Source organism: Escherichia sp. Marseille-Q3837 (genome assembly GCF_916618735.1).
Classification (GTDB): Bacteria; Pseudomonadota; Gammaproteobacteria; order Enterobacterales; family Enterobacteriaceae; genus Escherichia; species Escherichia ruysiae.
In genome coordinates, this window is the sequence record NZ_CAKAKC010000001.1 from 2,250,510 (window position 1) to 2,267,868 (window position 17,359).

13 protein-coding genes are annotated in these 17,359 nt (G+C 52.4%); 6 read left to right on the forward strand and 7 right to left on the reverse strand.

Features of this window, described 5'->3' with window-relative positions:
• Positions 1-12: 12 nt before the first annotated feature.
• Together tmcA and ypfH are read left to right on the forward strand one after the other, a co-directional pair.
• The gene (gene tmcA / locus LG381_RS10500; RefSeq protein ID WP_225762380.1) at positions 13-2,028 is read left to right on the forward strand and encodes a tRNA cytosine(34) acetyltransferase TmcA; all 2,016 of its coding nucleotides are present in this window, start codon (positions 13-15) and stop codon (positions 2,026-2,028) included.
• A gap of 73 nt (positions 2,029-2,101) precedes the next feature.
• Positions 2,102-2,800: an esterase gene (ypfH, locus tag LG381_RS10505; protein ID WP_085461008.1), complete on the forward strand. Its 699-nt coding sequence runs from the start codon at positions 2,102-2,104 to the stop codon at positions 2,798-2,800.
• A 128-nt stretch (positions 2,801-2,928) separates the two neighbouring features.
• Here ypfH and LG381_RS10510 read toward each other — a convergent pair whose 3' ends face one another.
• Genes LG381_RS10510 through LG381_RS10520 form a run of 3 tightly spaced genes read right to left on the reverse strand, consistent with a single transcriptional unit; the run spans position 2,929 to position 4,644 of the window.
• Entirely contained in the window at positions 2,929-3,129 is a 201-nt protein-coding gene (locus LG381_RS10510) for a YpfN family protein (RefSeq protein ID WP_000383836.1), read from the reverse strand.
• Positions 3,130-3,156: 27 nt separating this feature from the next.
• Entirely contained in the window at positions 3,157-4,284 is a 1,128-nt protein-coding gene (dapE, locus tag LG381_RS10515) for a succinyl-diaminopimelate desuccinylase (protein WP_225762381.1), read from the reverse strand.
• A gap of 3 nt (positions 4,285-4,287) precedes the next feature.
• Positions 4,288-4,644, reverse strand: coding sequence for an ArsC family reductase (locus LG381_RS10520; protein WP_032225932.1), 357 nt, complete (start codon positions 4,642-4,644; stop codon positions 4,288-4,290).
• A 378-nt stretch (positions 4,645-5,022) separates the two neighbouring features.
• Between LG381_RS10520 and ypfM the strand changes: the two genes are divergently transcribed.
• Positions 5,023-5,082, forward strand: coding sequence for a protein YpfM (ypfM, locus tag LG381_RS10525; protein WP_001386977.1), 60 nt, complete (start codon positions 5,023-5,025; stop codon positions 5,080-5,082).
• Between the two features lie 98 nt (positions 5,083-5,180).
• Here ypfM and acrD read toward each other — a convergent pair whose 3' ends face one another.
• Both acrD and narQ read right to left on the reverse strand, forming a co-directional pair.
• Positions 5,181-8,294, reverse strand: coding sequence for a multidrug efflux RND transporter permease AcrD (acrD, locus tag LG381_RS10530; protein WP_001263108.1), 3,114 nt, complete (start codon positions 8,292-8,294; stop codon positions 5,181-5,183).
• 163 nt (positions 8,295-8,457) lie between these two features.
• Positions 8,458-10,158, reverse strand: coding sequence for a nitrate/nitrite two-component system sensor histidine kinase NarQ (gene narQ / locus LG381_RS10535; protein WP_024212552.1), 1,701 nt, complete (start codon positions 10,156-10,158; stop codon positions 8,458-8,460).
• A gap of 205 nt (positions 10,159-10,363) precedes the next feature.
• Here narQ and aegA point away from each other — a divergent pair, with 205 nt between their 5' ends.
• From aegA to LG381_RS10550, 3 genes are all read left to right on the forward strand, one after another.
• Positions 10,364-12,343 carry a formate-dependent uric acid utilization protein AegA gene (aegA, locus tag LG381_RS10540; RefSeq protein ID WP_225762382.1) on the forward strand — a complete coding sequence of 660 codons (1,980 nt, stop codon included), beginning with the start codon at positions 10,364-10,366 and terminating at the stop codon, positions 12,341-12,343.
• A gap of 67 nt (positions 12,344-12,410) precedes the next feature.
• Positions 12,411-12,986: a GDP-mannose pyrophosphatase NudK gene (gene nudK / locus LG381_RS10545; RefSeq protein ID WP_010344584.1), complete on the forward strand. Its 576-nt coding sequence runs from the start codon at positions 12,411-12,413 to the stop codon at positions 12,984-12,986.
• A 125-nt stretch (positions 12,987-13,111) separates the two neighbouring features.
• Positions 13,112-14,155: a DUF1176 domain-containing protein gene (locus LG381_RS10550; RefSeq protein WP_225762383.1), complete on the forward strand. Its 1,044-nt coding sequence runs from the start codon at positions 13,112-13,114 to the stop codon at positions 14,153-14,155.
• Positions 14,156-14,230: 75 nt separating this feature from the next.
• Here the strand turns inward: LG381_RS10550 and tkt are convergent, their stop codons facing one another.
• Both tkt and tal read right to left on the reverse strand, forming a co-directional pair.
• A complete protein-coding gene (gene tkt, locus LG381_RS10555; RefSeq protein ID WP_032225925.1) occupies positions 14,231-16,240 on the reverse strand; it encodes a transketolase in 2,010 nt (669 codons plus the stop codon).
• Positions 16,241-16,259: 19 nt separating this feature from the next.
• Positions 16,260-17,210, reverse strand: coding sequence for a transaldolase (gene tal, locus LG381_RS10560; RefSeq protein ID WP_001003728.1), 951 nt, complete (start codon positions 17,208-17,210; stop codon positions 16,260-16,262).
• Positions 17,211-17,359: the final 149 nt, after the last annotated feature.

Below are 17,359 nucleotides of genomic sequence, written 5' to 3' on the forward strand. Positions count from 1 at the left end.
TTCGGGGCAGGGATGGCTGAACTGACCGCGCTACACACATTAACAGCGCAAATGAAACGCGAAGGGATTCGCCGCCTGTTGGTGTTGAGCGGGGATGCGTGCTGGTGCTGTGAACATGCACTCAAATTGCGTGACGCATTACCTGGCGACTGGCTGTGGGTATCGCCGCAGCCAACTTCTGAAAACCACTGTACGCCAGCGGCGCTACAAACTTTACTTGGGCGCGAGTTCCAGCATGCGGTATTCGATGCTCGCCAGGGCTTTGATGCCGCAGCCTTTGCGGCGCTTGGTGGAACGCTGAAAGCGGGCAGTTGGCTGGTTTTGTTACTCCCTGTATGGGAAGAATGGGAAAACCATCCCGATGCTGATTCGCTGCGCTGGAGTGATTGCGCCAGTCCCATCGCTACACCGCATTTTGTCCAGCATCTCAAACGCGTACTTACGGCGGATAACGACGCTATCCTCTGGCGGCAAAATCAACCGTTCACGTTGGCGCATTTTGCTCCCCGTACTGACTGGCAATCCGCTACCGGCGCACCGCAACCAGAACAACAACAGATACTACAACAGCTTCTGACTATGCCACCGGGCGTGGCAGCGGTAACTGCTGCGCGCGGACGCGGTAAGTCGGCGCTGGCAGGGCAACTCATTTCCCGTATCGCTGGCAGTGCGATAGTCACTGCGCCTGCGAGAGCCGCAACGAATGTGCTGGCACAATTTGCCGGAGAGAAGTTTCGTTTTGTTGCGCCGGATGCATTGCTGTCCAGTGATGAAAAAGCTGATTGGCTGGTTGTCGATGAAGCTGCTGCAATACCCGCCCCACTATTACATCAACTGGTATCACGCTTTCCGCGTACTTTGTTAACCACTACGGTGCAGGGCTATGAAGGCACCGGGCGTGGCTTTTTGCTGAAATTTTGCGCCCGCTTCCCGCATTTGCAGCGTTTTGAATTGCAACAGCCGATCCGCTGGGCGCAGGGATGCCCGCTGGAAAAAATGGTTAGCGAGGCACTGGTTTTTGACGATGAAACCTTCACGCGCGTACCACAAGGCAAGATCACCATTTCTGCATTTGAACAGACTTCATGGCGAAGCAAACCAGAAACGCCGTTAAAGGTTTACCAGTTATTGTCTGGTGCGCACTACCGGACTTCACCGCTGGATTTACGCCGGATGATGGACGCGCCTGGACAACATTTTTTACAAGCTGCTTGCGAAAACGAGATTGCCGGGGCGCTGTGGCTGGTGGATGAGGGGGGATTATCTGAAGAGCTCAGTCAGGCGGTATGGGCGGGTTTTCGTCGCCCGCGTGGCAACCTGGTGGCTCAGTCGCTGGCGGCACACGGTAGCAATCCACTGGCAGCAACGTTACGCGGACGGCGTGTCAGCCGCATTGCCGTCCATCCGGCGCGTCAGCGGGAAGGTACAGGGCAGCAACTTATTGCTGACGCTGTGCAATATATGCATGGCCTCGACTATCTTTCGGTGAGTTTTGGCTACACCGAGGAATTATGGCGTTTCTGGCAACGCTGCGGTTTTGTGCTGGTACGGATGGGTAATCATCGCGAAGCCAGTAGCGGCTGTTATACGGCGATGGCACTATTACCCATTAGCGAAGCGGGTAAACAATTGGCAGAATGTGAGCATTATCGTTTACGCCGCGACGCACAAATTCTCTCGCAATGGAATGGTGAAAGCATCTCGGTTGATCCGTTAAACGATATCATGCTTTCTGATAATGACTGGCTTGAACTGGCCGGTTTTGCTTTCGCCCATCGTCCCCTTTTAACGTCGTTAGGTTGTTTAACACGCCTGCTGCAAACCAGTGAACGGGCATTACCGGCGCTGCGAGGACGGTTGCAGAAAAACGTCAGCGACGCGCAGTTATGTACCACACTTAAACTTTCAGGCCGTAAGGCATTGCTGGTTTGCCAACGCGAAGAAGCCGCGCAGGCGCTATTCGCACTTGATGATGTCCGCACTGAACGCCTGCGCAATCGCATAACACAATGGCAATTTTTTCACTGACTCCTTCAATTTTCTCCCATGGTCATTGTGAGTCAGCGGCGTAAAATTAATGACATCAGTTAAGGAGTTCGCCATGAAACATGACCATTTTGTTGTTCAAAGCCCGGATAAACCTGCCCAACAGTTGTTACTGCTTTTCCACGGTGTCGGGGATAACCCGGTGGCAATGGGGGAAATCGGTAGCTGGTTTGCACCGTTGTTTCCAGATGCGCTGGTGGTAAGTGTCGGTGGTGCTGAGCCGAGCGGTAATCCGGCAGGGCGTCAATGGTTTTCGGTGCAGGGCGTAACGGAAGAGAATCGCCAGGCGCGGGTGGATGCCATCATGCCGACGTTTATTGAGACAGTACGCTACTGGCAGAAACAGAGCGGAGTAGGGGCTAACGCCACGGCGCTGATCGGGTTCTCACAAGGGGCCATTATGGCGCTGGAGAGTATTAAAGCCGAACCGGGACTTGCCTCACGCGTCATCGCCTTTAACGGACGCTATGCCAGCCTGCCGAAAACGGCTTCTACTGCTACAACAATTCACCTGATCCACGGTGGTGAAGATCCGGTTATCGATCTGGCTCACGCGGTTGCGGCGCAGGAAGCGTTAATTAACGCCGGTGGAGATGTGACGCTGGATATCGTGGAGGATTTAGGTCATGCGATCGATAATCGCAGTATGCAATTTGCCCTGGATCACTTGCGTTATACCATTCCGAAACATTACTTCGACGAGGCGTTAAGCGGCGGTAAGCCTGGCGATGATGATGTGATTGAAATGATGTAAAAGACAGGTGCCGGACGCGTAGGCCGGATAAGGCGTTCACGCCGCATCCGGCTATGATGCCTGATGCGACGCTGACGCGTCTTATCCGGCCTACGGTTGAGCGCCAGACATTATCCGGCCCCTCCAGCTTACTTCTTCGGTTGATCCTTCTTCGGCCAGTCGTCGTCATCGTCCCATTTATCGTTGAAATCACGATGCGGGGGAAGCTCCGGCTTGTTGGCGAGAAATTTCTTATGGTCGACGCGCTTGAGATCTTTGATAACATTCAGCAGGACGCCCACCAAAAAGACAATTACCAGAATCCACCAATATTTAGCCAGCCAGTCCATGCTTTTTTCCTCTTGCAGAACCACTCATCAGGCGACGAGCTGTTCCATGATACGTTGATACATACGGGCAAGTAGCTGCAGGTCGGCAGCGTTCACACATTCATTAATTTTATGAATAGTGGCATTGACCGGCCCAAGTTCCACCACCTGCGCCCCCATGCGGGCAATAAAGCGCCCGTCGGACGTTCCGCCTGTGGTCAGTAGCTGCGGTTTAATTTCATTATAGTGCTCAACCGCGTTGACGACCGCATCTACCAGTTTACCGCGCGCAGTCAAAAATGGCTGCCCGGAAAGCCACCAATCGACCGTATAACGCAGTTGATGTTTTTCAAGCAGGGTAAGCACCTGTGTTTTGATCATTTCATCAGTAAGTTCGGTGCTAAAGCGGAAGTTAAACTGTACAAACAGCTCACCCGGAATGACATTATTACTGCCAGTACCCGCCTGAATATTGGCTATTTGCATACTGGTTGCCGGGAAAAACTCATTGCCCTGATCCCACTCGATAGCCACTAACTCATTGAGGAAAGGGGCTGCACGATGTACAGGGTTATCTGCAAGGTGTGGGTAGGCCACATGCCCTTGCACGCCATGAATAGTAAGGTTACAGGTCAACGATCCGCGACGGCCATTTTTCACTACATCACCGACCACTTCGATACTCGATGGTTCACCAACCAGGCAGTAATCCAGCCGTTCACGGCGTGCCATTAAGGTTTCGACCACTTTGACCGTGCCGTTGTGGGCGCTGGCTTCTTCGTCTGAGGTGATCAGAAACGCCAGTCGACCTTTATGGTTGGGATGTTGAGCGACAAAGCGTTCTGCTGCTACCACCATCGCCGCCAGCGACCCTTTCATATCTGCCGCGCCGCGCCCGAATAACATACCGTCGCGAATGGTCGGTTCAAATGGTGGATTGATCCAACGGTCGGCATCGCCAGGCGGTACAACGTCGGTATGTCCGGCAAAGGCTAACGTTTCTCCCTGTCCACGCCACGCCCAAAAATTCTGCGTATCCGCAAAGTCCATGCGTTCGATGGTAAAACCGATCGCCTGTAAACGTTCGGTAATGATTGCCTGACATCCTGCGTCATCAGGACTTAAGGATGGGCGGCGAATAAGCTGCTGTGTCAGCTCAATAACCGGACACGACATAGACTACACCTCATGGAAAAATTGCTGATAACTGGATTCACTGAAACCCAGCAGCATAGGCTTCTCTGGCGTGCAGAGCAATGGGCGTTTGATAATTGCAGGCATTTCAGTCATTAATGCCGCCGCAGAAGCCGCATCGGTGATTTTATTGCGCGTGGTTTCGTCCAGTTTACGCCAGGTAGTACCACGGGTGTTGAGTAACGCTTCCCAGCCTAATTCGTTGATAAAACCGTTCAATAATTCGCTGTCCAGCCCATCAACGCGATAATCATGAAAACGATAGTCGATGTTATTGGCTTCCAGCCAACGGCGAGCCTTTTTAATGGTGTCACAATTTTTAATGCCGTAAAGTGTAACCATAATGAATCCTTTTTCGATTTATAAGAATAAATACTCATTTAACGGTCAATACATTTCCCCGACAAATGAATACCAGGGAATATAACATTATTAAGGTGTTTCACTTAACAATTATTAAATAATTGTGAGCATTTTGAATGTAATTATTAAGAATATTCCCCTAGGTATCTGTATGTATTTCAAACAGAATTAAGCAAGTATTAGAATCCGTATGAATCTGTTGAAATGTTGCTTTGCATCACATAAAAATCCCTGTCTCAGGGCCATAGTATTTACATAGGTTTTGCCCCGGAGGTAGTAATCACTGCAATCGAATAAATTAGCTTCACCACGGTATATTGTTTCCGTAGAATACCCATAATTATAAGAGAGGTTGTTATGATTGAACGTGAACTGGGGAACTGGAAAGACTTTATCGAAGTTATGCTTCGCAAGTAATTACCAGGACAGAAGGTAAAATGAAAGAACCTGATGAACAGGTTCTTTATCAGAAAGTTGAAAAAGGCGACACGTTGGCATGTCGCCTTTTTTATTGCTTATTCCGGGCGTGGCTTCAGAGGGAAACGACGGCGTACCAGCACAAAGAACAGCGGCACGAAGTAAATCGCCAGAATGGTGGCGGAGATCATTCCCCCCATTACGCCAGTACCCACCGCATGTTGACCACCGGAACCGGCACCGCTGCTGATTGCCATCGGCAGTACGCCGAAGATAAACGCCAGCGAGGTCATCAGTATCGGGCGTAAACGCTGGCGGCAGGCATAAAGCGTCGCTTCAAACAGGTCGTGACCTTTTTGGTTCATCTCGTTAGCGAACTCGACAATGAGGATGGCGTTTTTCGCCGATAAACCAATGACCGTTAATAAACCCACCTGGAAGTAAACGTCGTTTTCCAGCCCGCGCATCCAGGTTGCCAGCAGCGCGCCGATAACTCCCAGCGGTACAACCAGCATTACCGAGAACGGTACTGACCAACTTTCATAAAGTGCAGCCAGACACAGGAATACCACCAGCAATGAAATGGCATACAGCGCCGGAGCTTGCGCACCGGAAAGTCGTTCCTGGTACGACATCGCCGTCCACTCCAGTCCAAAGCCGTTCGGCAACTGCTTCACTAACGATTCCATAATATCCATCGCTGTACCCGTACTGACGCCCGGTGCGGCTTCCCCGACAATCTCTACCGCAGAATAGCCGTTATAGCGTTCCAGACGCGGCGAACCTGTCTCCCAGCGAGAGGTCGCGAAGGCAGAGAAGGGCACCATCCCACCGTCTTTGTTACGCACATACCACAGGTTGATATCATCCGGCAGCATCCGATACGGCGCGGCGGCCTGCACATAGACTTTCTTCACGCGACCGCGATCCATAAAGTCATTTACATAGCTTGAACCCCACGCGGTTTGCAGCGTGTCGTTAATATCGTCAATGGCAACGCCCAGCGCCTGAGCTTTACGTTGGTCGATATCAATCTGCAACTGCGGACTGTCATCAAGACCGTTATGGCGCACGCGGGTTAATTCCGGATTTTCCGCTGCCAGCGCCAGCAACTGGTTACGTGCAGCCATCAGCGCATCGTGACCCGCTCCGGCGTGATCCTGCAACTCCATATCAAAACCCGCAGAACTGCCAAGACCGCTAATTGCCGGCGGGCTGCTGGCGATAACGCGGGCTTCTTTAATCTTATTAAATTCTTTCGTTGCACGTTCGATAATGGCAAACGAAGTGCCGGTCTTACTGTCGCGCTCACTCCAGTCTTTCAGGCGGATAAACATACGCGCCACGTTTTGCCCGTTGCCGCCAGGGCCTGAACCGACCGTGGCAAATACCGACGTGATATTGTCTTTCTCATGAGTGAAGTAATACTTCTCGATCTGTTCCACCACTTTCAGCGTCTGTTGCTGGGTCGAACCGCTGGGTAGCTGCACCGACGTGGTGAACATGCCACGGTCTTCCAGTGGCAGGAATGACGTCGGCAGACGCAGGAACAGAAACACCATACCGCCTAACAGCAGGACGTAAATCAAAATCCAGCGCAGGCTGCGGTGGAGAATTTTCGCCACCCCTTTCTCGTAGCGTTCGGCGTTACGGTTGAACATCTGGTTAAACCAGGCAAAAAAGCCTTTCTGCCCGTGATGCTCACCTTTTTTCAGTGGCTTAAGTAGCGTGGCACACAGCGCCGGAGTGAGGATCATCGCCACCAGCACCGACAGCACCATCGCCGCAACAATGGTAATAGAGAACTGGCGATAGATAGCTCCGGTCGTGCCGCCAAAGAAGGCCATTGGCACAAATACCGCCGACAGCACCATCGCAATCCCGACCAGTGCCCCCTGGATCTGCCCCATCGATTTACGTGTAGCTTCGCGAGGAGTGAGTCCTTCCTCACTCATAATACGTTCGACGTTTTCCACTACCACGATGGCGTCATCCACCAGCAGACCGATCGCCAGCACCATCGCGAACATGGTTAAGGTGTTGACGCTGTAACCGAAGGCGTAAAGCACGGAGAAAGTGCCCATTAACACCACCGGCACGGCGATAGTTGGAATCAGCGTAGCGCGGAAGTTTTGCAGGAACAGATACATGACGAGGAAAACCAGCGCGATAGCTTCTAACAGGGTTTTCACCACGTCTTCAATGGAGGCTTTAACAAACGAGGTGGTTTCATATGCCACCTTATATTCCAGCCCGGGGGGGAAGTATTGCGCCAGTTCGTCGAGCCGGTTCAGTACCAGCTTCGCTGTGGCCATTTCGTTCGCGCCGGAAGCCAGTTTTACTCCCAGACCGGAGGCAGGCTTACCATTAAAGCGGCTAAGATAATCGTATTTCTCCGCCCCCATTTCGACGGTGGCAACATCGCCCAGTTTCACTTCCGAACCATCCTGATTTACCCGCAAGGTGATATCGCGGAACTGTTCAGGCGTTTGCAACAGCGACTGGGCGTTAATGGTAGCGTTCAATGCTTGTTTATCTACAGAAGGTGTACCGCCAAGCTGTCCGACCGCAATCTGCGCGTTCTGTGACTCAATGGCGTCGGTTACATCTTTAGCCGTCATCTGGAAGCTGTTCAGTTTTGCCGGATCAAGCCAGATACGCATCGAGTACTGTGAACCATAGGCGTCGATATCACCAACGCCGTTAACGCGGCTTAACGGATCCTGAATATTACTGGCAACGTAATCGGCAATATCTTGTTTATCCATCGAACCATCGGTAGAGACGAAAGCAATGGTCAGGATGTTAGTATCGCCGGTTTTACGTACTGTCACGCCCTGGTTTTGTACCGCCTGTGGGAGTTTACGCATGGCCGATTGCAGCTGGTTTTGCACCTGTTGCACCGCCTCGTCCGGGTCGGTTCCGGCTTTAAAACTTAAGGTGACAGATGCCTGACCGGTGCCACTGCTTTGTGACGACATATACATCAGGTTATCGAGGCCAGTCATATTCTGCTCGATAACCTGGGTTACGGTGTTTTCCAGCGTCTGAGCCGAAGCGCCTGGATAGTTAGCGGTCACTCGCACGTTTGGCGGCGCGAGATCCGGGTATTGTTCAACGGGCAATGAGAAAATCGCCAGGGTTCCTGTCAGACACAACAGGATTGCCAGTACCCAGGCAAAAATGGGGCGATCAATAAAGAAATTCGCCATTAAAAGAGGACCTCGTGTTTCTGCGTATCGTTGTAGGCTTGACTTGCTTCACTGTAGCGGCAAGGTACGAGCCAATCGTGGAGAAAAAAAGGAGATAATGTAAATTATCATGCCCTTTTATACTGAACCTTAAGTGCCCGTATTCTTTGGTCAACAAGAGGTATTACATCAGTTGACTTTCCTCACCCGCCGCAGAGCGAAAGCTAATACTCACTAACGTGCCGCCGCCGGAAGGTTGCGAAAATGTCAGCGTTCCGCCCAGTCGTTCCGCGCGCTCGCGCATAATATTCAGACCATAATGGCCTTCAGGTTCTTTCGGTTCACCGATGCCAATCCCGTTGTCACGGATATAGACCGTGTGGTTGCCGTCCGGTGCGGTGACGCAGCTAACAGCGATTTCGCTGGCGTTGGCGTGCTTCATCGCATTCAGCACCGCTTCACGAATAATTTGCAACAGATGCACCTGCATTTGCGCATCCAGCGCCAGGGTTGGCAAGCGGCAGTCGAGGGTCAGTTTGGCGCTGGTTTGATTTTGTAATGTATCCAGCATTTCCCGCAGCGCGGAAGGGAGATCCGCCTGCTGCAGCGTGAGGCGGAAAGTGGTCAGCAGCTCGCGTAACTGCCGATACGCATCATTCAATGCCTGGGAAAAATCGGCCATGATACTTTGTGCGGTGGCGTTATCTTCCGGTATCGAACGCTTCAGTAATGTTAACTGGATACGCAAATAAGAAAGCACCTGAGCCAGCGAGTCGTGCAATTCGCGGGCGATGGTCGCGCGTTCCTCCATCAACAGCAACTGCTGAAAATGCTTCTGTGCCTGGTTAAAGTACAAACCGCGCCCCAGCATCGATGAAACGCTATTAAGCAGCGGTTCGGAGGCCGACACGTTGCTGTTTTGCCAGTGCAGCTCGCCGTAAACCGTCTCTTGCATGGTCACCGGTAAAATCTGCATCGGCAGTTGCGGGTTGGGCTTTCCTTCGCTAATCCGCCAGTTTTCACCGACATTTAACTCCAGATATTCAGCCGCTTCATTGTCGCGAACAATCTGCAAAATGTGGCGGAAACAATGCACATCAATCTGGCTGGTGTTCAGCGCCTGCGAACACTGATACAACACCTCCAGACGGCGCTTGGCCTCGTGGAGATCGCGGGTTTTTTCTTCTACTGACGCTTCCAGCGAACGGTACAATTTATGCAGTTCGCTCGACATCTGGTTAAAGGTTTTGGCCAGCAGTCCCAGCTCATTGGGCAGGCTGGTATCCAGCGGCGGTGAGTCGAACTGACCGTGTTCAATACGCTGACTGGCGGTAACCAGTTGATTCAGTGGGGCAACGACCTGATGGCGTATGCGGCGCAGAGTAAAAAAGACCAGCGTGAAAATACCGATGCCGCCAGCCAGCGAAATCGCCACCACCAGCAGCATTTTGCGTTCAGCGTAGTGCTGTAAAGCCAGCACGAACAGGTCTATCTGATTGACATAATTATCGATATTGGCCTGATACCACGGCAAATCCCCCTTGCTGAGCCGATTATTCATCTCCAGCCAGTTGGCATTCAGATGCGCATAGCGGGTTTTTACTGCCTCTGGCACATACCAGACGTTGAGATTGGTTAATACCGGTGAATGCAGTGCCTGCTGGAACAACTGGCGATGCGCATTGAGTTGTGGACTGCCACTTTGCAAGTCGTAGCCCAGGCGGTAACTCTGCATACGCAGCGATCCGGCAATATTGATCGCCTCAGCGTCGCGCAAGCTGCTCGCCAGAGTTAGCAGAGCGATACCCGTGGAAAGAATCGACAGCAGCACAATGTAAAAAAAGGCCCTGGCCAGACTGGCCGAGACGGGTCGTTTAACAATCACACGCGTCTTCTCCACATAAAATCATTAATGTTCCAGGTTGTTGAAACGCAATTTAGTCAGTGATGGGATTATTTGATCTGCCACAGTTTATAGCGAAATAGTTACTTGTTCTGGGCACATGGACATTGCCGATTCCCCTGCAAGTCGGGTAATAACAACACTCATATAAAGAATAAGGTTTTTACAACCAAAAAAGAAGGTCGTTATGAATCGTTTTATTATGGCCAACAGTCAGCAATGTCTGGGTTGTCATGCTTGTGAAATCGCCTGTGTCATGGCTCACAATGATGAGCAACATGTCCTGAGCCAACACCATTTTCATCCCCGAATTACGGTTATCAAACATCAGCAGCAACGTAGTGCAGTGACCTGTCACCATTGCGAAGATGCGCCCTGTGCCCGTAGCTGCCCCAATGGCGCAATCAGCCATGTTGATGACAGCATTCAGGTCAATCAGCAAAAGTGTATTGGCTGTAAATCCTGTGTGGTGGCCTGTCCGTTTGGCACCATGCAGATTGTCCTGACACCCGTCACAGCGGGTAAAGTGAAAGCCACGGCACATAAATGCGACCTGTGCGCAGGGCGAGAAAACGGCCCCGCCTGTGTCGAAAACTGCCCGGCGGATGCGCTGCAACTGGTCACCGACGCCGCACTCTCCGGCATAGCGAAATCTCGCCGCTTGCGCACTGCACGTCAGGAACATCAACCGTGGCATTCCAGTACAGCGGCACAAGAAATGCCGGTAATGAGTAAAGTCGAGCAAATGCAGGCAACGCCCGCGCGCGGCGAGCCGGATAAACTGGCAATTGAAGCGCGCAAAACCGGCTTTGATGAAATTTATCTGCCATTCCGCACCGACCAGGCACAACGGGAAGCCTCGCGCTGCCTGAAGTGCGGCGAGCATAGCGTCTGTGAATGGACCTGTCCGCTGCATAACCATATTCCGCAGTGGATTGAACTGGTGAAAGCCGGAAATATCGACGCCGCCGTCGAGCTTTCTCACCAGACCAACACCCTGCCAGAAATTACCGGACGCGTCTGTCCGCAAGATCGCTTGTGTGAAGGCGCCTGCACCATTCGCGATGAGCACGGCGCGGTGACTATCGGCAACATTGAACGCTACATTTCAGATCAGGCGTTGGCGAAAGGTTGGCGTCCTGACTTAAGCCATGTCACCAAAGTGGACAAGCGAGTGGCGATTATCGGTGCGGGGCCTGCGGGGCTGGCCTGTGCGGACGTCCTGACCCGCAGCGGCGTGGAGGTGACGGTATACGATCGCCATCCAGAAATCGGTGGCTTGCTCACCTTTGGCATTCCTTCTTTCAAATTGGATAAATCGCTGATGGCGCGCCGTCGGGAAATCTTCAGCGCAATGGGGATTCACTTCAAACTCAATTGTGAAGTGGGTAAAGATGTCTCTTTGGATTCGCTGCTCGAACAATACGACGCAGTCTTCGTTGGCGTCGGCACTTACCGTTCCATGAAAGCGGGCTTACCCAATGAAGATGCGCCGGGCGTTTATGACGCTCTGCCGTTCCTTATTGCTAACACCAAACAGGTGATGGGGCTTGAAGAGCTACCGGAAGAGCCGTTTATCAATACAGCCGGGCTAAATGTCGTTGTACTGGGCGGCGGCGACACCGCGATGGACTGTGTGCGCACCGCGCTGCGCCACGGCGCAAGTAACGTCACCTGCGCCTATCGTCGTGATGAAGCTAACATGCCCGGTTCGAAAAAAGAGGTGAAGAACGCCCGCGAAGAGGGGGCTAACTTCGAATTTAACGTCCAGCCAGTGGCGCTTGAATTGAATGAGCAAGGTCACGTCTGCGGGATTCGTTTCCTGCGCACGCGTCTTGGCGAGCCGGATGCACAAGGGCGTCGGCGTCCGGTGCCGGTGGAAGGCAGTGAATTTGTCATGCCTGCCGACGCGGTGATTATGGCGTTTGGTTTTAATCCGCATGATATGCCGTGGCTTCAGTCACACGGTGTAACGGTGGATAAATGGGGGCGCATCGTGGCTGATGTTGAAAGTCAGTACCGTTACCAGACGACGAACCCGAAAATCTTCGCCGGTGGCGATGCCGTGCGCGGTGCGGATCTCGTGGTGACTGCAATGGCGGAAGGGCGCCATGCGGCGCAGGGAATTATTGACTGGCTGGGGATAAAATCAGTCAAATCTCACTAATTCCATCCGCAGACAAACCCGACTTCACAGCGTAAGATACTTGTTCATTTCGCGCTGTGGAGTCGGTATGACGCAACAAATCACCCTCATCAAAGACCAAATTCTCTCCGATAACTATTTCACCCTGCACAACATTACTTACGATCTCACCCGCAAAGATGGCGAAGTTATCCGCCATAAACGTGAAGTTTACGATCGCGGCAATGGCGCGACGATCCTCCTGTACAACGCGAAGAAAAAGACCGTAGTTCTGATTCGTCAGTTCCGCGTCGCGACCTGGGTTAATGGCAATGAAAGCGGGCAGTTGATTGAAACCTGTGCCGGGCTGCTGGACAACGACGAACCCGAAGTGTGCATTCGCAAAGAAGCGATTGAAGAGACGGGTTATGAGGTTGGCGAAGTACGCAAATTATTTGAACTGTATATGTCGCCTGGCGGTGTGACCGAGCTAATCCACTTTTTTATCGCCGAATACAGTGACAGTCAGCGTGCTAACGCGGGGGGCGGCGTCGAAGATGAAGATATTGAAGTGCTTGAGCTGCCGTTCAGCCAGGCGCTTGAGATGATTAATACCGGCGAGATACGTGACGGTAAGACGGTGTTATTGCTTAACTATTTACAAACGTCACATTTAATGGACTGAAAAATAACAATAATATTTCGTTGTTTATTATTGGCTCAATCCGATAAATCCGATTGAGCCGCGCTACCTGCGCAACGAAGATACGACTTGTGCTGTTTGTTTGAACTTCTGGGGTCGTACCGTCCATGCGCTATCGCATTTTCCTTCTCTTTTTTTTCGCTTTGTTGCCGGCGTCTTTCGCGTGGGCAGCACCAGCGCAGCGGACGTTTTCTGACTGGCAGGTCACCTGTAACAACCAAAATTTCTGCGTAGCGCGCAACACTGGCAATCATAATGGACTGGTGATGACTCTCAGTCGCAGTGCCGGGGCGCATACCGATGCCGTTTTACGTATTGAGCGCGGCGGGTTGAAGTCGCCGGATGCGTCGGAAGAGGCGATAGCGCCACGACTGCTGTTAGATGGTGAGCCGCTGGCGTTAAGTGGTGACAAGTGGCGGATTTCACCATGGTTATTAGTAACCGATGATACGGCAACCATCACCGCGTTTTTGCAAATGATTCAGGAAGGGAAGGCAATTACCTTACGCGACGGCGATCAGACCATTTCTCTTAATGGATTAAAAGCGGCGTTGTTGTTTATTGATGCCCAGCAAAAGCGCGTTGGCAGTGAAACTGCGTGGATCAAGAAAGGAGACGAGCCGCCACTCAGCGTACCGCCCGCGCCTGCGCTGAAAGAGGTCGTGGTGGTTAACCCAACGCCGACGCCACTCTCACTCGAAGAGCGTAATGATTTGCTGGATTACGGTAACTGGCGGATGAATGGCCTGCGTTGTTCGCTTGATCCGTTGCGTCGAGAGGTGAATGTCACTGCGCTAACCGATGATAAAGCGCTGATGATGATTAGCTGTGAGGCGGGCGCCTATAACACCATTGATCTGGCGTGGATAGTGTCGCGTAAAAAGCCGCTGGCCTCGCGTCCGGTACGGTTGCGTTTGCCGTTCAATAACGGTCAGGAGACGAATGAACTGGAACTGATGAACGCGACATTTGATGAAAAATCGCGTGAACTGGTGACGTTAGCGAAAGGCCGTGGATTAAGCGATTGTGGTATCCAGACGCGCTGGCGTTTTGACGGCCAGCGTTTTCGTCTGGTGCGTTACGCTGCCGAACCCACCTGCGATAACTGGCATGGGCCAGATGCCTGGCCCACGTTGTGGATCACCCGTTAAACAAAATGGCGGGAACATGTAGGCCGGATAAGACGCTGTAGGCCGGATAAGACGCGTCAGCGTCGCATCCGGCAATCAGCATCCGGCACCTTTCACTCCCAGCACCTTATGCGCTTTTGCCACAATATTCTCGGCGGTAAAGCCAAAGAACGGGAACAGCTTATCCGCCGGAGCCGATTCGCCATAACCCGTCATCCCGACAATCGCACCTTTCAGGCCAACGTATTTGTACCAGTAATCGGCGATGCCTGCTTCCACCGCTACGCGAGCCGTAACGTTAGAAGGCAACACCGACTCCCGATATTCCTCATCCTGGGCGTCGAAAATATCGGTCGAGGGCAGGGAAACCACGCGAACATTGCGACCTTCTCCCGCTAATTTCTCCGCCGCTTGTAGGGTGATTTCCATCTCTGAACCGGTAGCAATCAAAATAATATCCGGCTTGCCGCCGCTGTCTTTCAGCACATAACCACCACGAGCAATCTCTTTTACCTGATCCGGCGTACGTTCCACCTGCGCCAGATTCTGCCTTGAGAGGATCAGCGCCGTCGGCCCGTTGTGGCGCTCAACCGCCAGCTTCCAGCCCACCGCTGCTTCCACCTGATCGCACGGTCGCCAGGTGCTGAAATTCGGGGTTAAGCGCAAACTGGCCAGTTGCTCAACCGCCTGGTGCGTCGGGCCATCTTCCCCCAGACCAATCGAGTCATGGGTATAAACCATAATCTGCCGCGCTTTCATCAGCGCCGCCATACGTGCAGCGTTGCGGGCGTATTCAACAAACATCAGGAACGTCGCGGTATACGGTACAAATCCACCGTGGTGCGCGATGCCGTTGGCGATGGCGGTCATACCAAATTCACGCACTCCGTAGTGAATATAATTCCCTGCCAGATCTTCCTTCAGCGACACCGAACCTTTCCAGATGGTTAAGTTACTGGGAGCCAGATCCGCCGAACCGCCGAGCAGTTCCGGCAGCATGGGGCCGTAAGCGTTAAGCGTATTTTGCGACGCCTTACGGGTAGCGATTTTCGCCGGATTCGCCTGCAACTCATTGATATATTTCTGCGTCGTTTTCTCCCAGTCCTTCGGCAAACCTCCGCTCATCCGGCGGGTAAACTCCTCTGCCAGTTGCGGATGGGCTTTTTTATAAGCTGCAAACTTTTCATTCCAGCTCTGCTGCGCTTTTTCGCCTTTTTCGCGGGCATCCCAGGCGTGATAAATCTCTTTAGGGATCTCAAATGGCGGATGGTGCCAGCCCAGTTTTTGCCGTGCCAGCGCCACTTCTTCTTCCCCCAGTGGTGCGCCGTGCGCCTCTTCCTTACCCGCTTTATTAGGCGAACCGAAGCCAATCACTGTGCGGCAGATAATCAACGACGGCTTATCTTTCACGCTTTGCGCTTCGAGAATCGCTTCTTTCACCGCCTGCGGATCGTGACCGTCGATTTCATGGACAACATGCCAGTGATAGGCTTCAAAACGTTTTGCCGTATCGTCGGTAAACCAGCCTTCGGTTTCACCGTCGATGGAAATACCGTTGTGATCGTAAAAACCAATCAGCTTGCCTAGCCCCAGCGTGCCCGCCAGCGAACAGACTTCGTGAGAAATACCTTCCATCAGGCAGCCGTCGCCCATAAACACATAAGTGAAGTGATCGACAATTTCATGATCCGGCTGGTTAAACTGCGCCGCCAGCGTACGTTCTGCTATCGCCAGTCCGACCGCGTTCGCCAGTCCTTGCCCCAGCGGCCCTGTGGTGGTTTCAACGCCTGGCGTATAGCCAAGCTCAGGGTGTCCTGGGGTTTTCGAATGCAACTGACGGAAGTTCTTCAGCTCTTCCAGCGGCAGGTCGTAACCGGTCAGATGCAGCAAACTGTAGAGCAGCATCGAGGCATGACCGTTGGAGAGAATAAAGCGGTCGCGATCATACCAGGTTGGATCGGTGGGGTTATGTTTAAGAAAATCGTTCCACAGCACTTCGGCAATATCGGCCATGCCCATCGGCGCGCCGGGATGACCAGAATTGGCTTTTTGCACCGCATCCATACTGAGCGCGCGAATCGCATTGGCAAGGTCTTTTCGGGACATATAACACTCCGTGGCTGGTTTATAGTTTGGCGGCAAGAAGATCTTCCAGTTTGCGTTGATCGACGGCGAACAGGCGGATGCCTTCAGACAGTTTTTCTACCGCCATCGCATCCTGATTGTGCTCCCAACGGAACTCCGCTTCGCTCATGGGGGCAGGGCGTGGGAACGTCTGAGAAGGCGGGATCAATTTGCGGACGACTGGCGAGACTTTTTCCTGCAACTCTTTCAGCAAGTTCGGCGCGATAGTCAGACGATCGCAACCGGTTAAAGCGAGGATTTGCTCGGTACGGCGGAAACTTGCGCCCATCACAATGGTTTCATAGCGGTGCTGCTTGAAATAGTCGTAGATATTACGCACCGACTTAACGCCCGGATCTTCTTCCACCACATACGGATCCAGCGGCTTGCGCGCCTGATACCAGTCATAAATACGCCCGACAAATGGCGAAATCAGAAAAACGCCCGCTTCTGCACAGGCGCGTGCCTGAGCAAAGGAAAACAGCAGCGTCAGATTGCAATTAATGCCTTCTTTTTCCAGCTCTTCTGCCGCGCGGATCCCTTCCCAGGTTGAAGCTAGCTTGATCAGAATGCGTGATTTCTCAACGCCCTGCTGCTGGTACAAATCCACCAGATGACGCGCTTTCTCAATACTCTTTTCTTTATCAAAAGAGAGGCGTGCGTCAACTTCTGTCGATACACGACCGGGTACGATTTTGAGAATTTCTGTACCGAAATTGACCGCCAGCTTATCGCAGGCAGCTACCACTTGTTGTTCCTGCGTTTGACCATTTTTTTTACCCCAGGCGATAGCATCGTCTATTAAATGCTCATATTGTGATAATCCGGCAGCCTTGAGTAATAGCGAAGGATTGGTGGTGGCATCCTGAGGATGATAATGGCGAATGGACTCAATATCGCCGCTGTCTGCCACGACAGTGGTGAATTGTTTAATGCCGTCTAACTCGTTCATAGGAAATACTCCTTGAAAAGTAAAGTGTTAGGTGAGTGCGTTAATTCACACTTCTGAGAAATTTTGCTAATCGCATCAAAAAAGCATAGCAGACAGGCATGGTATTGCCGGATTAAGCAGGTAACATCAGTGTTATAGGATTATTGCCA

Bases quoted from the DNA above. Each gene is read 5' to 3' on its own strand.
- acrD (WP_001263108.1), bottom strand. From the start codon at position 8,294: ATGGCGAATTTCTTTATTGATCGCCCCATTTTTGCCTGGGTACTGGCA.
- LG381_RS10550 (WP_225762383.1), top strand. From the start codon at position 13,112: ATGCGCTATCGCATTTTCCTTCTCTTTTTTTTCGCTTTGTTGCCGGCG.
- tmcA (WP_225762380.1), top strand. From the start codon at position 13: ATGGCTGAACTGACCGCGCTACACACATTAACAGCGCAAATGAAACGC.
- LG381_RS10510 (WP_000383836.1), bottom strand. From the start codon at position 3,129: ATGGACTGGCTGGCTAAATATTGGTGGATTCTGGTAATTGTCTTTTTG.
- LG381_RS10520 (WP_032225932.1), bottom strand. From the start codon at position 4,644: ATGGTTACACTTTACGGCATTAAAAATTGTGACACCATTAAAAAGGCT.
- ypfH (WP_085461008.1), top strand. From the start codon at position 2,102: ATGAAACATGACCATTTTGTTGTTCAAAGCCCGGATAAACCTGCCCAA.
- tal (WP_001003728.1), bottom strand. From the start codon at position 17,210: ATGAACGAGTTAGACGGCATTAAACAATTCACCACTGTCGTGGCAGAC.
- dapE (WP_225762381.1), bottom strand. From the start codon at position 4,284: ATGTCGTGTCCGGTTATTGAGCTGACACAGCAGCTTATTCGCCGCCCA.
- nudK (WP_010344584.1), top strand. From the start codon at position 12,411: ATGACGCAACAAATCACCCTCATCAAAGACCAAATTCTCTCCGATAAC.
- aegA (WP_225762382.1), top strand. From the start codon at position 10,364: ATGAATCGTTTTATTATGGCCAACAGTCAGCAATGTCTGGGTTGTCAT.
- tkt (WP_032225925.1), bottom strand. From the start codon at position 16,240: ATGTCCCGAAAAGACCTTGCCAATGCGATTCGCGCGCTCAGTATGGAT.